This is a genomic window from Alteribacter lacisalsi, from assembly GCF_003226345.1.
Lineage (GTDB): Bacteria > Bacillota > Bacilli > Bacillales > Salisediminibacteriaceae > Alteribacter > Alteribacter lacisalsi.
Genome location: NZ_PDOF01000005.1, coordinates 24071 through 40373, shown reverse-complemented (window position 1 = coordinate 40373; position 16303 = coordinate 24071). Strand labels below are relative to the sequence as shown.

Below are 16303 nucleotides of genomic sequence, written 5' to 3'. Positions count from 1 at the left end.
CAAAGCTCCACTTAACGCCATCCGCTGCGCATAATAGAGATTTTCTGACTAAGAGGTATACTTACTTTCTTTAATCTTTGTGAAAGTCAATTGCTGATTTACGCCTAAACCATCACTTAAAGGAGCGTTATATCCATGAAAAGACTTGATAATAAAACAGCCGTTATTACCGGTGCCGGACGAGGGATCGGACGGGCGACAGCTATTCGTTTCGCACAGGAGGGAGCAGCTGTTGTTGCCGCAGATCTAAATGAAGAAGATACTGCCCAGGTGGTTCGGGAAATTGAATCAGCCGGGGGCAGGGCGGCCGCAAAAACAGTAAATGTGACAGACCGTGAGTCGGTACAGGAAATGATCCGGGAGGCAAAAGAACTGTACGGCCGGGTGGATATTCTCGTTAATAATGCCGGGATCACGGCTGATGCCCAGCTTCTGAAAATGGAAGAATCCCAGTGGGACCGGGTCATTGATGTGAATTTAAAAGGGGTCTTCAATGTTGCTCAGGCAGCAGCTGAAGAAATGAAAGAGCAGAATGGCGGTGTCATTCTCAACGCTTCTTCTGTTGTCGGCACATACGGCAATTTCGGGCAGACGAACTATGCAGCCACTAAATGGGGCGTGAACGGGATGACCAAAACATGGGCAAAAGAGCTCGGCCGCTACAACGTGCGGGTAAATGCTGTAGCACCTGGTTTTGTTCTCACGCCTATGACAGAAAAGATGCCTGAAAAGGTTCTCGGAATTATGAAAGACAAGTCTGTGTTCAAGGATCTTGCTGTACCTGAAGATATCGCCAATGCCTACCTGTTCCTCGCTTCCGATGAAGCCCGGTTCATCACAGGAGAAATCCTCAGTGTCGATGGCGGCGTTGTTCTTTAGATCATCCCTAAATGAATAGTAGGAATTTGACCCGGTTTTACAGGAAGGCCGGGTCTTTTTTTGACTGTTTTCGGATAGATTGTTGTTTTCTGCGCTGCAGGCCGACGCTTTCCGCGGGCAACGCAGCCTCCTCGGGAACTTTTCTGCTTCTTCCTCTTCCAGTCCAGTTCCGAGGTACATGCGTCGAAGCAACTCGCAGCCTATTCGTGATGTAGTTGCTCGTTGTTGCTTTTCCCGCAGGAGTCGCGGCCTTTCGCTACTAAATTAAAGCTGGTTAAAGCAACAATCTTTACGAAAAGAGCTTTTTTTCTTAAAGTGTCTTTATTTATGATAACAGACGTTAGCGTTTTCAATTTTTATATTTTTCTAAAAAAATAGAAGGATTTTTCCAACTGGTGTTGAAAATGTAAGTTAAGAATTTATTTTAACGCTAAAGGTGGTGACAGATATGGAAGTAACAGATGTGAGACTTCGCCGTGTGAATACGGAAGGTCGTATGCTCGCCATCGCATCTATTACCATCGATGAGGAGTTTGTCGTGCATGACATTCGTGTAATCGACGGAAACAATGGCATGTTTGTAGCCATGCCGAGCAAGCGTACGCCGGACGGGGAATTCCGTGATATTGCCCATCCAATTTCCTCTGGTACCCGCGAAAAGATCCAGTCAGCTGTTCTGGCGGAGTACGAGCGGGCCGGTGCTGAAGAAGAAGTGGAGTACGAAGAAGCAGGTGCTTCGTAAAAAATTGAATGCTGATAACCTGGCCTTTCAGACGGTCGGGTTATTTTTTTACGTGCTGTGTCCGGACGGCGCAATGCCAATTCCGGAGAAGTGCGACCCCCTTTTTAGAAATACTTTCCTCTGATCAGACCCCAAATCCCGATCCCTTCTGCACCAGGCCTGCGCAAAACCTCGTAATCTATCACCTTACCTTGAAAAATCGCCGGTTTTAGGATATATTCATTAGTGGAAAAACGCACCCTGGAGGTATTGTATGTCTAAACGGTTCGCGGTTATTTTAGCCGCAGGTAAAGGAACAAGAATGAAGTCCGACTTGTACAAAGTGCTGCATCCCGTATGCGGGAAAGCCATGGTTCAGCATGTAGTCGACCAGCTCAAAGGCTGTAACGTTGAAAAAACGATTGCTGTCACCGGCCATGGGGCAGAGATGGTAAGAGAACGCCTCGGCGCTGACGCAGAATACGTGCTGCAGGAAGAACAGCTCGGAACAGGACACGCCGTCATGCAGGCAGAGTCTTTACTTGCGGGTGAAAAAGGAACCACAATTGTGCTGTGCGGAGACACGCCTCTTCTAACAGAAAAAACAATTGATGCCCTTCTTGATTTTCATGAAAAAGAAGGTGCGAAAGCGACAGTTCTGACAGCAAAAGCGGAAGATCCGTCAGGGTACGGCCGCGTGATCAGGGACGAAAGCAGCGCAGTGAAACGAATTGTAGAACATAAAGATGCCAATACTGAAGAACGTGACGTAAAGGAAATCAATACAGGAACGTACTGTTTTGATAATGAAGCCCTCTTTGAAGCACTCAGCGAGGTAACGAACGACAATGTTCAGGGAGAGTACTACCTGCCGGACGTTATTGAGATCCTTCAGAAAAAAGGTGAGCGCATAGGGGCATGGCAAACTCCTGATTTTGATGAGACGATGGGCGTCAATGACCGGGTTGCGTTAAGCCGGGCTGAGCAGGTTATGCAAACGCGTATCAATGAAGAGCATATGCGAAACGGTGCCGGTATGATTGATCCGTCCAACACCTACATTCAGGCTGATGTGACGATTGGGAAAGACACGGTAATTTATCCCGGAACGGTAATTGAGAGCGGGACGGTGATCGGTGATCAATGTGTCATCGGTCCTCATACTGAAATTAAAAATGCCCGTATTGGCAGTGGGACGACAGTGAAACAGTCTGTCGTCCATGACAGCGAGATCGGAAAGAACGTAGCCATCGGTCCGTTTTCCCACATCCGTCCGCAGTCCGACATCGGTGATGATGCCAGAATCGGAAACTTCGTGGAAATTAAGAAAACGTCTATGGGAACAGGGAGCAAAGCCTCCCACCTCAGCTACCTGGGAGATGCCCAGATTGGAGACGGCGTCAATGTGGGATGCGGTTCAATTACTGTCAACTATGACGGAACGAACAAACACCTCACGAAAATTGAAGACGGGGCCTTTATCGGCTGTAATTCCAACCTGATTGCCCCTGTCACGGTAGGGCAGGGAGCCTACGTGGCAGCTGGTTCAACGATTACCGATGATGTGCCAGGTGAAGCACTGGCCATAGCCCGGGAGCGTCAGACCGTTAAGGAAAACTATGTAACAGAGAAGATGAACAAAAAATAACAGCGGTCGTGCGCGATCGGTAAACGGGCAGCGAAAGCCCAATATCATTCCATTATGGGGGTTAGTGCACTTATGGCACAGTACGGCAACGGTAAGCTGAAAGTATTTACATTGAACTCAAACCCGGAACTTGCACATGAAATTACCGAGCATATCGGTCTTGAGATGGGAAAAAGCTCTGTATCCCGCTTCAGTGACGGAGAAATTCAAATCAACATTGAAGAAAGCATTCGTGGATGTGACACGTATGTGATTCAGTCCACGTCTTCTCCGGCCAACGAACACATTATGGAACTGCTGATCATGATTGACGCTCTTAAAAGAGCTTCTGCCAAAACGATCAATGTGGTGATGCCGTACTACGGATACGCCCGGCAGGACCGGAAAGCACGCTCAAGAGAGCCGATTACAGCGAAGCTTGTGGCAAACCTGCTTGAAACAGCCGGGGCGACACGGGTCATTGCACTCGATCTTCACGCCACACAGATCCAGGGCTTCTTTGATATTCCGGTTGACCAGCTTGTCGGAGTTCCGATTCTTGCAGACTACTTCGAGTCGAAAAACTTCGATGACGTGGTGATTGTTTCACCTGACCACGGGGGCGTAATCCGAGCCCGTAAGATGGCTGACCGCCTGAAGGCGCCAATTGCCATTATTGATAAGCGCCGTCCGAAACCGAACGTGGCGGAAGTCATGAACATCGTTGGTAACGTGGAAGGAAAAACAGCGATTATCATTGATGACATCATTGACACTGCCGGTACGATGACGCTTGCGGCTAACGCATTAGTTGAAACCGGCGCAAAAGAAGTGTACGCTTGTTGTACGCACCCGGTACTTTCCGGGCCGGCTATGGAGCGGATTGAGAACTCAAAAATCAAGGAGCTTGTGGTTACCAACACCATCAATCTTCCGGAAGAGAAGAAAACTGAGAAGGTAACGACACTTTCAGTCGGTGAACTGCTCGCCAAAGCGATCATCCATGTACACGAGCAGCGTTCCGTGAGCAAGCTGTTTGATTAATTCGTTCAGTCAGCCGGATTAACAGATCCCTGTTAAAGCGAACACACCTGAGAGAGAACAGCAATCATTAACCAGGGTTTGGTTTCAAATCATTCAAAGTTGGGTAAAACATTATACTGAGACGAAAAGGATGAGGTGACTAGACATGGCAACATCATTGCAAGCAGTAGACCGAAAGGATTTACGAGGTTCAAGACTCAATAAAATTCGCCAGTCAGGGGGCATTCCAGGCGTGCTTTACGGAAAGACGCTGGAGTCCACTCCGGTTACGGTAGATGAGATTGAATTCATCAAAACATACCGTAAAGTAGGTAAAACGAGCGTATTTAAACTCGATAAAGACGGTAAAAAGTTTGATGTCATGATTTACGACATGCAGATGGACCACATTAAAAACGAGGTTACTCATATCGACTTTTATGCCGTAGATATGAAAAGTGAACTCGATGCTGATATCCCGGTTAACCTTAAAGGGGAAGCGCAGGGTGCCAAGGACGGCGGCGTTGTTCAGCTGGCGGCTTACGAGCTTTCAGTACGTGCCCTTCCTGCCAACCTTCCGGATTCCATCGATCTTGATGTATCCAACCTTGAAATCAACGATTCGATTCAGGTTAAGGACATTAAAGGCGTTGGCGACTTCGAATTTAACAACGACCCTGAAGAAGTGGTCGTATCTGTTCTTCCTCCTACAGAAGAGCCTGAAGAAGAGGAAGCACCTGAAGGAGAAGAAGGCGCTGAGCCTGAACTCGTTGGAGCAGAAGAAGAATCCGAAGGCGAAGAAAACGAAGAGTCAAAATAACCCGTACGTCATGACGAGGTATAACCGATCCGGTTATGCCTCTTTTCGCCTTGAAGCAGCTTTACAGCTGAGGTGCAGATAAAGAGGAGGCCGTAATGTTTTTTAAAAAATGGTTCAACCGCTCTGTTGAAGAAGAAAGTGAGGACCTGAAGATGAAACTGATCGTTGGACTGGGAAATCCCGGCCCCAAATACGACGGTACAAGGCACAATGTAGGCTTTGATGTGATTGACCGTTGTCAGGACAAACTTAATATTTCCCTTTCCCAGAATAAATTTAAAGGTGTATACGGTTCTGCAGGTATGGGAGATCAGAAGATTTTTCTGCTTAAACCGCTGACTTATATGAATCTGTCAGGAGAGTCCGTTGTACCACTGATGAACTTTTACAAAATGACAGCCGAAGATATTCTCGTCGTCTACGATGACCTGGACCTGGCTCCCGGTAAAATCAGACTTCGTGAAAAAGGGGGAGCCGGTGGTCATAATGGCATGAAGTCCTTAATTCAGCACCTGGGAACGGATCGTTTTAAACGCATCCGGGTTGGTGTAGGCCGGCCTGATCACGGACAGGCTGTAACGGATCATGTTCTCGGCCGTTTCGCCCCTGATGAGCGCGAAGACGTGAATACAGCATTGGAAAAAGCAGCAGAGGCGTGTGAGGCCTGGACGAAGGAACCGTTCAATCAGGTCATGAACCAGTTTAACTGAGATCCCTGGATATGTTTCAATCACAGGCTGGCTGATCAATTGGGAGACACACGAGTGAACTAATTTGATTTATGGTGCGAAATGCGGCGACTCCGGCGGGATGAGCAGGAGCAGAAGACCCCGGAGAGTGTTCTTTCCGAGGAGGCTGAGGCCCCGCCCGTTGAAACCGTCCGCCTGAAGCGAAATAAGCAGCAGCCTTCCGAAAAATCAAACTGAAAACTACTATCTGTAAGCGAATAGCCGGTCCTCCTGTTGATCATACTAATAATGCATATGTCTAAACAGGCTTGTGAGGGAGGATGAAGATGGCTATTCATTACCAGTGCCGTCATTGTCAGCAGAGGCTGGGATCGATTAGTGAACGGGTTGCCGATACAGAGCAGCTTGGTTTTGACAAACTGACAGAGGACGAGCGCAACGACATGATTGAATGTGATTCCCGTGGTGATCTTCATGTAACAACGATTTGTGAAAACTGTGAGCAGACACTTGCCGACCATCCTGATTATCATGAGTACGAATCCTTTCTCCATTAGAGAAGGCAGAGCTTTGGCTGTAAAGCCAAAGCGTTTTTCTGCTGTTACCGTCCTTTTTTAAATTCACTAGAATATAAATACAAAAGGATTAAAGTAAACCAGGCAGACGGATTTGACCTTGCAAGGCTGGAGCGGTGCCCGCAGAAAGGAACAGCCTGCGGCGAAATGATTTGTAAAAGCTGAAGAGCGCAGGAACCAATAGAGACAGGCTATGTTAAGGGGGGAAGAGGCCGTGAAAGGTTTAATAGAATTGTTCAGCCGGGGGGACGATCTGGCGAGTGTGGCGGACGGGATTGAAGCGTCGCTGTCCGAGCAGATGGTTGCCGGCCTGACCGGATCATCCAGGTCATTATTTTTATCATCCATATATGAAAAAACGGGACAGTCCCAGCTGATTGTCACACATAATTTATATCAGGCTCAGAAGCTGTATGAGGATCTGACGTCGCTTATAAGCGAGGAGCGGGTGTTTTTATACCCTGTAAACGAACTGATCGCTTCAGAAATCGCAGTAGCTTCTCCGGAGATGAGAGGCCAGCGCCTTGAAGTATTGAATCACTGGACCAGCGGCAGACAGGGGATCGTAATTACTCCAATGGCCGGTCTTCGCCGACTTCTTCCGCCTATGGACGTATGGAAGAGCTGTCAGGCCAAGCTGACCGTTGGGGAGGATGTGAATCTGGAAGACCTTCTCAGCCGTTTTATTGCTATGGGCTTCACCCGGTCGGCAATGGTTTCTTCCCCGGGTGAATTCAGCGTGCGCGGAGGGATTATCGACCTTTACCCGCTCACAGAAGAGCATCCGGTCCGGATTGAACTGTTCGACACGGAAGTGGACTCAATCCGGCATTTTGACGTGGAAACGCAGCGTTCGCTCGAACAGGTAAAAGAGATGTGGATTGGCCCTGCAAAGGAGGTCCTTCTGTATGACGAGCATTACAGGAACGGTGCAGAACAGCTTGAAAAAGAGCTTGCCGGGACACTGAACCGCCTGAAGGACAATGCCCTGAAGGAAAAAACAGCAGAGAAGATCGGGGAAGAGCTCAGCTGGCTGAAAGAGAAAACACCTTTTGATTCCATGTACAAATATATGGCGTACTACTATGACGAAAAAGCGACCCTTCTTGACTATCTGCCTGACGGAGGAGCAGTTTTTGTAGACGAAATCAGCCGCGTACAGGAGATGGCAGGAAACCTCGAAAATGAGGAAGCCGAATGGCAGACGACCATGCTTGCTCAGGGGGCGAGTGTAAAGGATCTGGCTATCTCAAAGTCGTGGTCTGAATTAATGGAGAAGACGCGGCTCCCGCGCGTTTACATGAGTTTGTTTTTACGGCATGTGCCGTCTACTGCCCCGAAGAATATCGTCAATTTCCAGGCGAAATCGACCCAGAACTTTCACGGCCAGCTCCATCTTCTTAAAACAGAAGTGGAACGCTGGAAGGAAAGCGGGTACAGCATTCTGTTCGCAGCAGGAGATGAAGACCGGGCCCAGCGCATGAAGCAGGTGCTCTCAGACTATGATATTGAAGCCGCTCTGACAAATTCGGATTCCGTTCCCGCCCAGGGACAGGCGCTTATTACGATCGGCCATATGACGGCAGGATTTGAACTGCCGATGCAGAAACTCATCGTGATCACGGAAGAAGAAGTATTTACAAAGAAAACACGAAAACCGAAACGAAACCGGCAGAAGCTGTCGAATGCAGAACGGATAAAAAGCTATTCCGAGCTGAAAGTCGGTGACTGGGTCGTTCACATTAACCACGGGATCGGAAAATATCTCGGAATAGAAACACTTGATATCGGCGGTCTCCATAAAGACTACATGCATATTACCTATGCAGGTGACGACAAGCTTTACGTACCTGTGGATCAGATCGATCAGGTGCAGAAATATGTAGGCTCAGAAGACAAGGAGCCGAAGTTGTATGCGCTCGGTGGAAGTGACTGGAAGAAGGTGAAGAGCAAAGTCAAGTCATCGGTGGAAGATATTGCCGACGACCTGATCAAGCTTTATGCTGAGCGGGAAGCGTCAAAAGGGTACGCCTTCTCGAAAGACGGTCATGAGCAACGGGAATTTGAACAGTCATTCCCGTACCAGGAGACCGAAGACCAGTTGACGGCAATCGAAGAGATTAAAAAGGATATGGAACGGGACCGTCCGATGGACCGCCTTCTTTGCGGCGACGTAGGCTATGGAAAAACTGAAGTAGCACTTCGTGCGGCCTTTAAAGCCATAATGGACGGCAAGCAGGTCGCGTTTCTCGTGCCTACGACGATTCTCGCCCAGCAGCACTACGAAACGATCCGCGAACGTTTTCAGGATTTTCCGATTAATATCGGGCTGATGAGCCGCTTCCGTTCCAAAAAGGAACAGAAAGTGACAATAAACGGTCTTGAAAAAGGCTCCGTGGATATCGTTGTGGGTACACACCGCCTCCTTTCAAAAGATGTGAAGTTTAAAGACCTCGGTCTGCTCGTGGTGGATGAGGAACAGCGTTTCGGAGTGACACATAAGGAAAAGATTAAACAGCTGAAAGCGAACGTGGATGTGCTGACACTTACGGCAACACCGATTCCGAGGACGCTCCACATGAGCATGCTCGGTGTGCGGGATCTTTCGGTTATTGAAACCCCGCCCGAGAACCGTTTTCCGGTACAGACGTATGTGGTGGAGTACAACGAGGCGCTTACAAGAGAGGCGATTGAACGTGAGCTTGCCCGGGGAGGCCAGGTGTTCTTCCTATACAACCGGGTTGAAGATATCGAATCCATGGCTGACAAGGTGGCGGCACTCGTACCGGATGCGTCTGTTCGTTTTGCCCACGGTCAGATGACGGAAACGGAACTTGAGAATGTGATTCTTGATTTCCTTGAAGGAAGTGCAGACGTACTTGTTACCACAACCATCATTGAAACAGGCGTGGATATTCCGAACGTGAACACGCTTCTTATTTATGATGCCGACCGGATGGGTCTTTCCCAGTTGTATCAGCTCCGGGGACGAGTAGGGCGGTCGAACCGGGTTGCCTATGCGTACTTTACTCACCAGCGGGATAAGGTACTGACGGAAGTGGCCGAAAAACGTCTCCAGTCTATTAAGGAATTTACGGAACTCGGCTCCGGCTTTAAGATTGCTATGCGGGATCTCTCCATCCGGGGGGCCGGTAACCTTCTTGGAGCCGAACAGCACGGATTCATTGCATCGGTCGGGTTTGATCTCTACTCCCAGATGCTTAAGGATGCAATTGATGACCGTAAGGAATCCATCAAAAAGGATGACGGTCAGAAAAAAACACCGCAGAAGAAACAGCAGGACATTGAGCTCGATATTAAAGTCGATGCGTACATTCCGGAATCCTATATTTCCGATTCAAAGCAGAAAATTGATATGTATAAACGGTTTAAATCACTTGAATCACACCGTGACATCCTTGATCTGCAAAATGAAATGATCGACCGGTTCGGGGATTACCCGAAGGAAGTGGGCTATCTGTTCCAGGTTGCGAAAATCAGGCACTATGCCCGCCAGGAAAAAATCGAATCAATCAATGAAAAGAATAACGAATGCAAAGTAATTATTTCCCCGGACATGACGGAGCATATCGATGGGGCGAAGCTGATGGAAATGGTGACGAAGATCTCGCGCAAGATGAATCTCTCCATGACCGGCAACGCCATTACAATTCACTGTAAACGCAAAACACTTGATGATGGGGAGTATTTAAATTATCTTGAATCTGCTCTTTCCAGGCTGGATGAAGTCAGAAAAGAGCCGGTCGGGTAGAAGAATCACTGCCGGGGGGAACTATTCCTCCCGGTTATTTTAATAATTGCCAAAGTGGAAGAGGGAATCATTCTGCAGAGTATTTACAGGAGAAGTGGAACGCCGGCTGTGAGGCTCCTGCGGCAGTTAGATGGCAGTGGGAGATCCCACAGGGCGAAGCCCGAGGATGCTCACCGCCTTCGCCGCGGAAAGAGAACGGATGGAGTGAAACGGTGGAATATCTAATTCGTTCTGTCAGTGCTATAGGAGAATTTTAAAAGAGTGGAGCTTATGGGTGAAGTCAGATGCAGTCGAGCACTGCACGCCTCTCCACATATTCTGCTACTGGCAAAACATCTGATTTAAAGGCAATCGCACAATTTTATTCTTTAATTGGTGAATAGTTCTTTTTTTTAGATGGATAATAAGTGCAAGCTAAAGCTAGCAGCTAAAAACATTGCTCACACGAAATGCACATCGTCGTGATTACACCAAGAAAGTGAGGCAACGTATGTATGAAGGCAACTGGTATTGTTCGTCGAATTGATGACCTGGGCCGCGTAGTAATTCCGAAAGAGATCCGGCGCACACTGAGAATCCGTGAGGGAGACCCCCTTGAGATCTTCGTTGACCGTGACGGAGAAGTGATTCTCAAGAAGTACTCGCCAATCTCGGAGCTTGGTGACTTTGCACAGGAATATGCAGAAGCACTTTATGATAGCCTGAATCATCCAGTGCTGATTGCAGACCGGGATACTTACATTGCAGTGGCAGGCGGCTCGAAGAAAGAATATGCAAACAAGAGTATCGGGGAGCTGGCGGAAACCGCGATGAACGACCGGAAAACGCTGCTGGAAGCAAGTGCAGGTGAGTACAACATCGCAGGTGATGCGAAAGAAAACCTGAACGGGTACGTGATTGCTCCAATTATTGCCGGAGGCGATCCAATCGGCGCTGTGATTCTTGTAGCCAAAGACAGTGCAGAAATGGGCGATGTGGAGAGAAAGCTTGCTGAAACAGCAGCTGGATTCCTCGCCCGCCAGATGGAGCAGTAAGATTTTACGTTAAGAAGGGCGCCTTCCACGGAGCCCTTCTTTTCTGTGTGTGGGCACTATATGGTATAATTATCAGATAAAAAGTCAGCGGGGGACAGCCCTCGCTTAATGGGTGAACGGGTGTTAATGATGATGGAACCGGGCGAAAGCGATACACAAAGCCGCAAAAAACAGAATCATACATACAAACAGTCTTTCCTGAGAGGAGCGGTGTATCTCTCCCTTGCAGCACTGATTGTCAAAGTGCTCAGTGCGGTTTATAAAGTGCCGTATCAGAATATCACGGGCGATACAGGCTTTTACGTCTACCAGCAGGTATACCCGTTTTACGGTATTGCCCTCGTAATGGCTACCTATGGATTTCCGGTTATTATTTCAAAGCTTGTTGCCGATGAATTTGAGCAGAACGGACGAGGCGCAGTCAGGAGCATTCTGGCTGTATCGTTTGTTACTGTCGGTATTGTCAATTTCGTTCTTGGCGGACTGCTTATCGCTCTTGCTCCGTATCTTGCCGGCTGGATGGGCGATCCCGGGCTTGTTATGCCTCTGCGCGGCATGGCGGCACCTTTTTTTATTATGCCTTTTGTCTCTGTACTGCGTGGGTATTATCAGGGACTGCACTGGATGACGCCTTCTGCAGTTTCCCAGGTCGGCGAACAGTTTGTCCGTGTCGCAGTCATTCTCGTTCTCTCTGCATGGGCGATGTCAAATTACGGTCCATATGAAGCGGGCACTGCGGCAGCTGCAGGGTCATTTTTCGGAGCAGGCGCTGCTTTTCTCATTTTGCTTGCAGCAGGAAAGAAATACACGAAGAATAGTTTTTCAACCCATAACGGAAACGGAACACATATTAAATGGAAGGAACAGAGCATCGCGATACTCACAGGCGGCTTTTTTGTCTGTCTGAGCGCGATGTCCCTGATCGCCATGCAGCTCATAGACTCCTTTACACTAATCAGGCTGCTCAGATTTTCCGGCTTTACCCTTGAGGCGGCCGGGATCCTGAAAGGCGTGTATGACCGAGGCTGGCCCGTTGTTCAACTCGGCACGGTGCTGACGACCTCATTTTCACTGAGCCTCGTTCCGATGGTAGCAAAAGCGGCGTTACGGCATGATCGAAAGCTACAGCAGCAGTATACAATCCGCGCTTTGAAAACCGGGGCTGTGTTCGGCGGCGCGGCTGCTGTCGGGCTGGCTTCGGTTATGCCGTCTCTCAATCCGATGCTTTTTACAGATACATCGGGACAGACAGCGCTGCAGGTGATCAGCTTTTCCGTGCTCCCAGCCTCTGTCTTTCTAACCGGAGCGGCTATTCTCCACGGTGCCGGAAAAGGGCGGAGTCTGCTAGGACTTACTGCAGCCGGTCTATTCCTGAAAGCAGCGGGCAATGCGGTGTTCGTACCGGCTTTTGCTATTAACGGTGCGGCTCTGGCCACCTTAATCAGTTTTTCTGTGATGGCCGTGATGTTAGGGGCCGTCCTCTACAGGTATGAACTGCTCGTTTTTTCAGAAAAGAGAGCAGGCCGGACTGTAAGGTGGGCGGCAGCGCTGCTTTTGACCGGGATCACGGCTTTTCTGTGGCAGAGCGGGACGATCGCTGTTCTGCATGCATGGACAGAAGCGGGAAGCCGGACGGCAATGACAGCCGCAGCTCTGTCAGCTTCATCTGCAGGGGCAGTTGTATTCCTTGCCGCAGCGGTGAAGCTGGGGGTCGTAACAAAAGAAGAATGGGGCGCACTGCCGAAGCTCGGCAGTGTGCTTGAGAAATTTGAACGGAAAAAAGGAGCTGACAGACAATGACACATACCATTACAGTAGTTGGTCTTGGTGCAGGTGACCTTGACCAGCTGCCGCTCGGAAGCTACAGAACCCTTAAAAAAGCAGACCTTCTGTTTGTGAGGACAAACGATCATCCGGTCCTTAACGATCTGGCGGCAGAAGGGGTGCAGTGGCAGAGCTATGATCATTTTTATGAAGCAAACGACCAGTTTTCGGATGTATACGGCGCCATTACAGCCTCTCTGTTTGAACAGGTGCAAAAACAGGACATCGTTTACGCTGTACCGGGCCACCCGCTCGTTGCAGAGGAAACCGTTCAGCGTCTGCTGAAGGAAAAAGATAAACATGGCGTTCAAGTCAGCATCAGCGGCGGGCAGAGCTTCCTCGATCCTGTGTTCGCCTCGTTGCAAATAGATCCTGTGGACGGTTTTCAACTCGTTGATGGCACAGCGCTAAAAGGCACCGAACTGGAGCTTCGCCACCATATCGTCATCTGCCAGGTTTACGATGCCTTTATTGCTTCGGAAGTTAAGCTGACACTGATGGAGCATCTTCCCGATGACTATGCTGTAACAGTTGTGACTGCCGCAGGGAGCAGCGGGGAAAAGCTGACCGAAGTCCCTCTTTATGAACTGGACAGAGTGACAGGAATCAATAATTTAACCGCAGTTTACGTGCCGCCAGTAAAAGACAACACCCTGTTATCCCGTGAATTCTCAAGGCTCCGTGACGTAATCGCCACACTTCGCGGACCGGACGGCTGTCCCTGGGATCAAAAGCAGACACACGAATCGCTGAAGCCGTATTTAATAGAAGAAGCTTACGAAGTGATTGAAGCGATTGATGCAGAGGATGATGAGCATCTCGCAGAAGAACTCGGCGACGTGCTGCTTCAAGTGATGCTTCATGCCCAGATTGGGGAGGATAACGGCTACTTTACTATTTCAGACGTGATCGGGGCGATTACAGAAAAAATGATTCGCCGTCATCCTCACGTATTCGCAGAAGCAGATGCTCGAACTGCAGATGCAGTCCTCACGCAGTGGGAGGAAATAAAAAAAGAGGAAAAAGGCGCCGCCGGCCGGCCGGAAGGACTGCTCTCAGGCATACCTGCTTCTCTTCCGGGTCTGTTAAGAGCGTACAAAGTACAGAAAAAAGCAGCAAAAGCCGGTTTTGACTGGCCCGATGCAGCCCCGATGCACGAAAAACTGCGCGAAGAAATAGCAGAGTGGGAGCGGGAGCTTGCGTCCGGGGATGAAACTGCAGCCGCGGCGGAGTTTGGGGACGTTCTCTTTACAATCGTGAACCTGGCCCGCTTTCATAAAATTGACCCGGAGGAAGCCCTCCGACTGACGAACAACAAATTCATCCGCCGCTTTACCTTTATCGAGGAAACGGTAACCGCTGCGGGCCTGCGTCTCGAAGATCAGACGCTCGATCAGCTGGACGCCCTCTGGGAAGAAGCCAAAGAGCAGGGACTCTAAAAGCTTTTTAAAAAGCTGTTTTCGGATAGATTGTTGCTTTTCGTATATTTTGATATGGAGCGTAAGGCGTTGACTCCTGCGGGAATAGCATCGACTGAAGAACCCGCAGGGCGGTTTTTCCGAGGAGGCTGAAGCGATGCCCGCGGAAAGCGTCCGCCTGTAGCGTAATAAACAACAACCTATATGAAAAGAGCGTTTTGAAAAGAACAAGAAAAAACAAAACAGAAGATTGAATCGAGTGGAGAAAGGGGAAATACTTACATGAGAATTGATAAATATTTAAAAGTATCACGGCTGATTAAGCGGCGGACCATGGCGAAGGAGCTGGCTGAAAAAGGCCGAATTGATGTGAACGGTCAAACCGCCAAAGCGGGAACGAATGTTAAAGCAGGGGATGAATTAACAATTCGCTTCGGACAGAAAACCGTTACCGTACAGGTGGACCGTCTGGAAGAGCGCGCCCGTAAGGATGAAGCGGCAACACTTTACACCCTGGTAAAGGAAGAGGCGGTTAAACGCCCGGAAGACGACTGGCTGTAAAAGAAAGCGTCCGCCGGCAGCGTAAGATAACAACAATCTTTATCCAAAAGCTCTTTTCGTAAAGATTGTTGCCATTGACTAGTTAATTTTCGGAGCGAAATGGCCGCGACTTCAGCGGGAAAAGCAACAACGAGCAATAACCTCACGAATATGCTGCGAGTTGCTTCGACGCATTTGCCTCGGAGCTTGACTGGGAGAGGAAGAAGCAGAAAAGCTCCCGAGGAGGCTGAGGTGTTGCCCGCGGAAAGCGTCGGCCTGCAGCGTAGAAAAACAACAATCTTTCCGAAAACAGCCTATCGAAAAGAGCCAGGAAAAAAAGGCAGTGACGGAGTCTCCGGGCAGCCTGACTGCGGCAGACGGTCACATACATACTGAAGTCTTTGGTACGTTAGGGCTTGTTCTATTCATACCTCCCAGGACATAGACATGTTAGCAAAGAGTCCTGGGAGGGATAGTTTATGAATCACTATAACGAGTACGTGCCAATGGGGCAGGGGCATAAACAGAAAGATCATAACATTACAATGCGGGGACGCAAGACACTTGAAATCACCGGGGTTAAACAGGTGGAAAGCTTCGACAATGAAGAATTTCTTCTGGAAACCGAGATGGGCTACCTGTCGATCAGGGGGCAGCATCTGCAGATGAAAAACCTGGATGTGGACGAAGGAAATGTCTCCATTCAGGGCCGTGTGGACGACCTGGTTTATCTTGAGCAGGGCCATGGTGATAAATCCAAAGGATTCTTCGGGAAGTTATTCAAGTGACACTCGATGTTCAGTTTGAGACGATGCTGGTCATGACGGTGATGGGCATCTGGCTCGGTGCTGCCATGGATACGTATCACCGTTTTCTCGGCAGCCCGCGTCAGTTTCGCTGGACTCACCTCGTCAATGACCTCTTTTTCTGGTGCGGCCAGGGGCTTTTTCTTTTTTATGTCCTTCTGAGAGTAAACGAAGGAGAGATGCGTTTTTACGTTCTCCTTGCTCTGCTTCTCGGCTATTCCACCTACCGCGCCCTTTTTCAGAGAATATGGATGCAGGTGCTGGAGTGGCTGATCCGGACCGTCATTGCCATTTACCGTATCATTGTCAGACTAATAAAATTATTTATTGTGCTGCCGCTGAAATGGCTGTTGCAAGTTGTACTGGCCTTATGTATGATATTATTATCCACAATATGGAGAATTGTTTACTTTTTACTAAAAATTGTAATACTGCCGGTTCGCTGGCTGTTGGAGAAAGCCGGGGTCCGTTTTACGTTCCTCGGAAAGTGGAAAATGAACATATTCTCGTCTACGGAAAAAGTACGGGACCGGCTGAAGCGGCTGACAGACTGGTTTAAAAAACGAAAGAGGTGA

General features: G+C 49.0%; 14 protein-coding genes. All 14 read left to right on the top strand.

Annotation, left to right across the window (positions count from 1 at the left end; all coding sequences use genetic code 11):
* Window positions 1-135 precede the first annotated feature (135 nt).
* Window positions 136-879, top strand: coding sequence for a 3-oxoacyl-[acyl-carrier-protein] reductase (fabG, locus tag CR205_RS19680; RefSeq protein ID WP_110521863.1), 744 nt, complete (start codon window positions 136-138; stop codon window positions 877-879).
* A gap of 448 nt (window positions 880-1327) precedes the next feature.
* The gene (gene spoVG / locus CR205_RS19675) at window positions 1328-1621 is read left to right on the top strand and encodes a septation regulator SpoVG (RefSeq protein ID WP_110521862.1); all 294 of its coding nucleotides are present in this window, start codon (window positions 1328-1330) and stop codon (window positions 1619-1621) included.
* A 253-nt stretch (window positions 1622-1874) separates the two neighbouring features.
* Window positions 1875-3248 (top strand): bifunctional UDP-N-acetylglucosamine diphosphorylase/glucosamine-1-phosphate N-acetyltransferase GlmU, encoded by a 1374-nt coding sequence (glmU, locus tag CR205_RS19670; RefSeq protein WP_110521861.1) that lies wholly within the window; start codon window positions 1875-1877, stop codon window positions 3246-3248.
* Window positions 3249-3320: 72 nt separating this feature from the next.
* Window positions 3321-4271, top strand: a complete 951-nt coding sequence (locus CR205_RS19665; RefSeq protein ID WP_110521860.1) for a ribose-phosphate diphosphokinase — start codon at window positions 3321-3323, stop codon at window positions 4269-4271.
* Window positions 4272-4416: 145 nt separating this feature from the next.
* On the top strand, window positions 4417-5070 hold the full coding sequence (locus CR205_RS19660) for a 50S ribosomal protein L25/general stress protein Ctc (RefSeq protein WP_110521859.1): 654 nt from the start codon (window positions 4417-4419) through the stop codon (window positions 5068-5070).
* A 152-nt stretch (window positions 5071-5222) separates the two neighbouring features.
* Window positions 5223-5780, top strand: a complete 558-nt coding sequence (pth, locus tag CR205_RS19655) for an aminoacyl-tRNA hydrolase (protein WP_110521891.1) — start codon at window positions 5223-5225, stop codon at window positions 5778-5780.
* 305 nt (window positions 5781-6085) lie between these two features.
* Window positions 6086-6316 (top strand): anti-sigma-F factor Fin family protein, encoded by a 231-nt coding sequence (locus CR205_RS19650; RefSeq protein WP_110521858.1) that lies wholly within the window; start codon window positions 6086-6088, stop codon window positions 6314-6316.
* A 232-nt stretch (window positions 6317-6548) separates the two neighbouring features.
* Entirely contained in the window at window positions 6549-10106 is a 3558-nt protein-coding gene (gene mfd / locus CR205_RS19645; protein ID WP_110521857.1) for a transcription-repair coupling factor, read from the top strand.
* Window positions 10107-10600: 494 nt separating this feature from the next.
* A complete protein-coding gene (spoVT, locus tag CR205_RS19640) occupies window positions 10601-11140 on the top strand; it encodes a stage V sporulation protein T (RefSeq protein WP_110521856.1) in 540 nt (179 codons plus the stop codon).
* A gap of 126 nt (window positions 11141-11266) precedes the next feature.
* Window positions 11267-12940 carry a putative polysaccharide biosynthesis protein gene (locus tag CR205_RS19635; RefSeq protein ID WP_161524841.1) on the top strand — a complete coding sequence of 558 codons (1674 nt, stop codon included), beginning with the start codon at window positions 11267-11269 and terminating at the stop codon, window positions 12938-12940.
* A complete protein-coding gene (gene yabN, locus CR205_RS19630; protein ID WP_110521854.1) occupies window positions 12937-14403 on the top strand; it encodes a bifunctional methyltransferase/pyrophosphohydrolase YabN in 1467 nt (488 codons plus the stop codon). Before CR205_RS19635 ends, yabN begins: the two co-directional genes overlap by 4 nt.
* Before the next feature lie 261 nt (window positions 14404-14664).
* Window positions 14665-14943 (top strand): RNA-binding S4 domain-containing protein, encoded by a 279-nt coding sequence (locus CR205_RS19625; protein WP_110521853.1) that lies wholly within the window; start codon window positions 14665-14667, stop codon window positions 14941-14943.
* Between the two features lie 458 nt (window positions 14944-15401).
* Complete coding sequence (gene yabP, locus CR205_RS19620) at window positions 15402-15710, top strand: sporulation protein YabP (protein ID WP_110521852.1); 309 nt, start codon at window positions 15402-15404, stop codon at window positions 15708-15710.
* Entirely contained in the window at window positions 15707-16303 is a 597-nt protein-coding gene (yabQ, locus tag CR205_RS19615) for a spore cortex biosynthesis protein YabQ (protein ID WP_110521851.1), read from the top strand. The genes yabP and yabQ overlap by 4 nt, the downstream gene beginning before the upstream one ends.

Excerpts from the sequence above, each read along its gene's own strand:
- fabG (WP_110521863.1), top strand. The coding sequence starts at position 136 with ATGAAAAGACTTGATAATAAAACAGCCGTTATTACCGGTGCCGGACGA.
- spoVG (WP_110521862.1), top strand. The coding sequence starts at position 1,328 with ATGGAAGTAACAGATGTGAGACTTCGCCGTGTGAATACGGAAGGTCGT.
- glmU (WP_110521861.1), top strand. The coding sequence starts at position 1,875 with ATGTCTAAACGGTTCGCGGTTATTTTAGCCGCAGGTAAAGGAACAAGA.
- CR205_RS19665 (WP_110521860.1), top strand. The coding sequence starts at position 3,321 with ATGGCACAGTACGGCAACGGTAAGCTGAAAGTATTTACATTGAACTCA.
- CR205_RS19660 (WP_110521859.1), top strand. The coding sequence starts at position 4,417 with ATGGCAACATCATTGCAAGCAGTAGACCGAAAGGATTTACGAGGTTCA.
- pth (WP_110521891.1), top strand. The coding sequence starts at position 5,223 with ATGAAACTGATCGTTGGACTGGGAAATCCCGGCCCCAAATACGACGGT.
- CR205_RS19650 (WP_110521858.1), top strand. The coding sequence starts at position 6,086 with ATGGCTATTCATTACCAGTGCCGTCATTGTCAGCAGAGGCTGGGATCG.
- spoVT (WP_110521856.1), top strand. The coding sequence starts at position 10,601 with ATGAAGGCAACTGGTATTGTTCGTCGAATTGATGACCTGGGCCGCGTA.
- CR205_RS19635 (WP_161524841.1), top strand. The coding sequence starts at position 11,267 with ATGATGATGGAACCGGGCGAAAGCGATACACAAAGCCGCAAAAAACAG.
- yabN (WP_110521854.1), top strand. The coding sequence starts at position 12,937 with ATGACACATACCATTACAGTAGTTGGTCTTGGTGCAGGTGACCTTGAC.
- CR205_RS19625 (WP_110521853.1), top strand. The coding sequence starts at position 14,665 with ATGAGAATTGATAAATATTTAAAAGTATCACGGCTGATTAAGCGGCGG.
- yabP (WP_110521852.1), top strand. The coding sequence starts at position 15,402 with ATGAATCACTATAACGAGTACGTGCCAATGGGGCAGGGGCATAAACAG.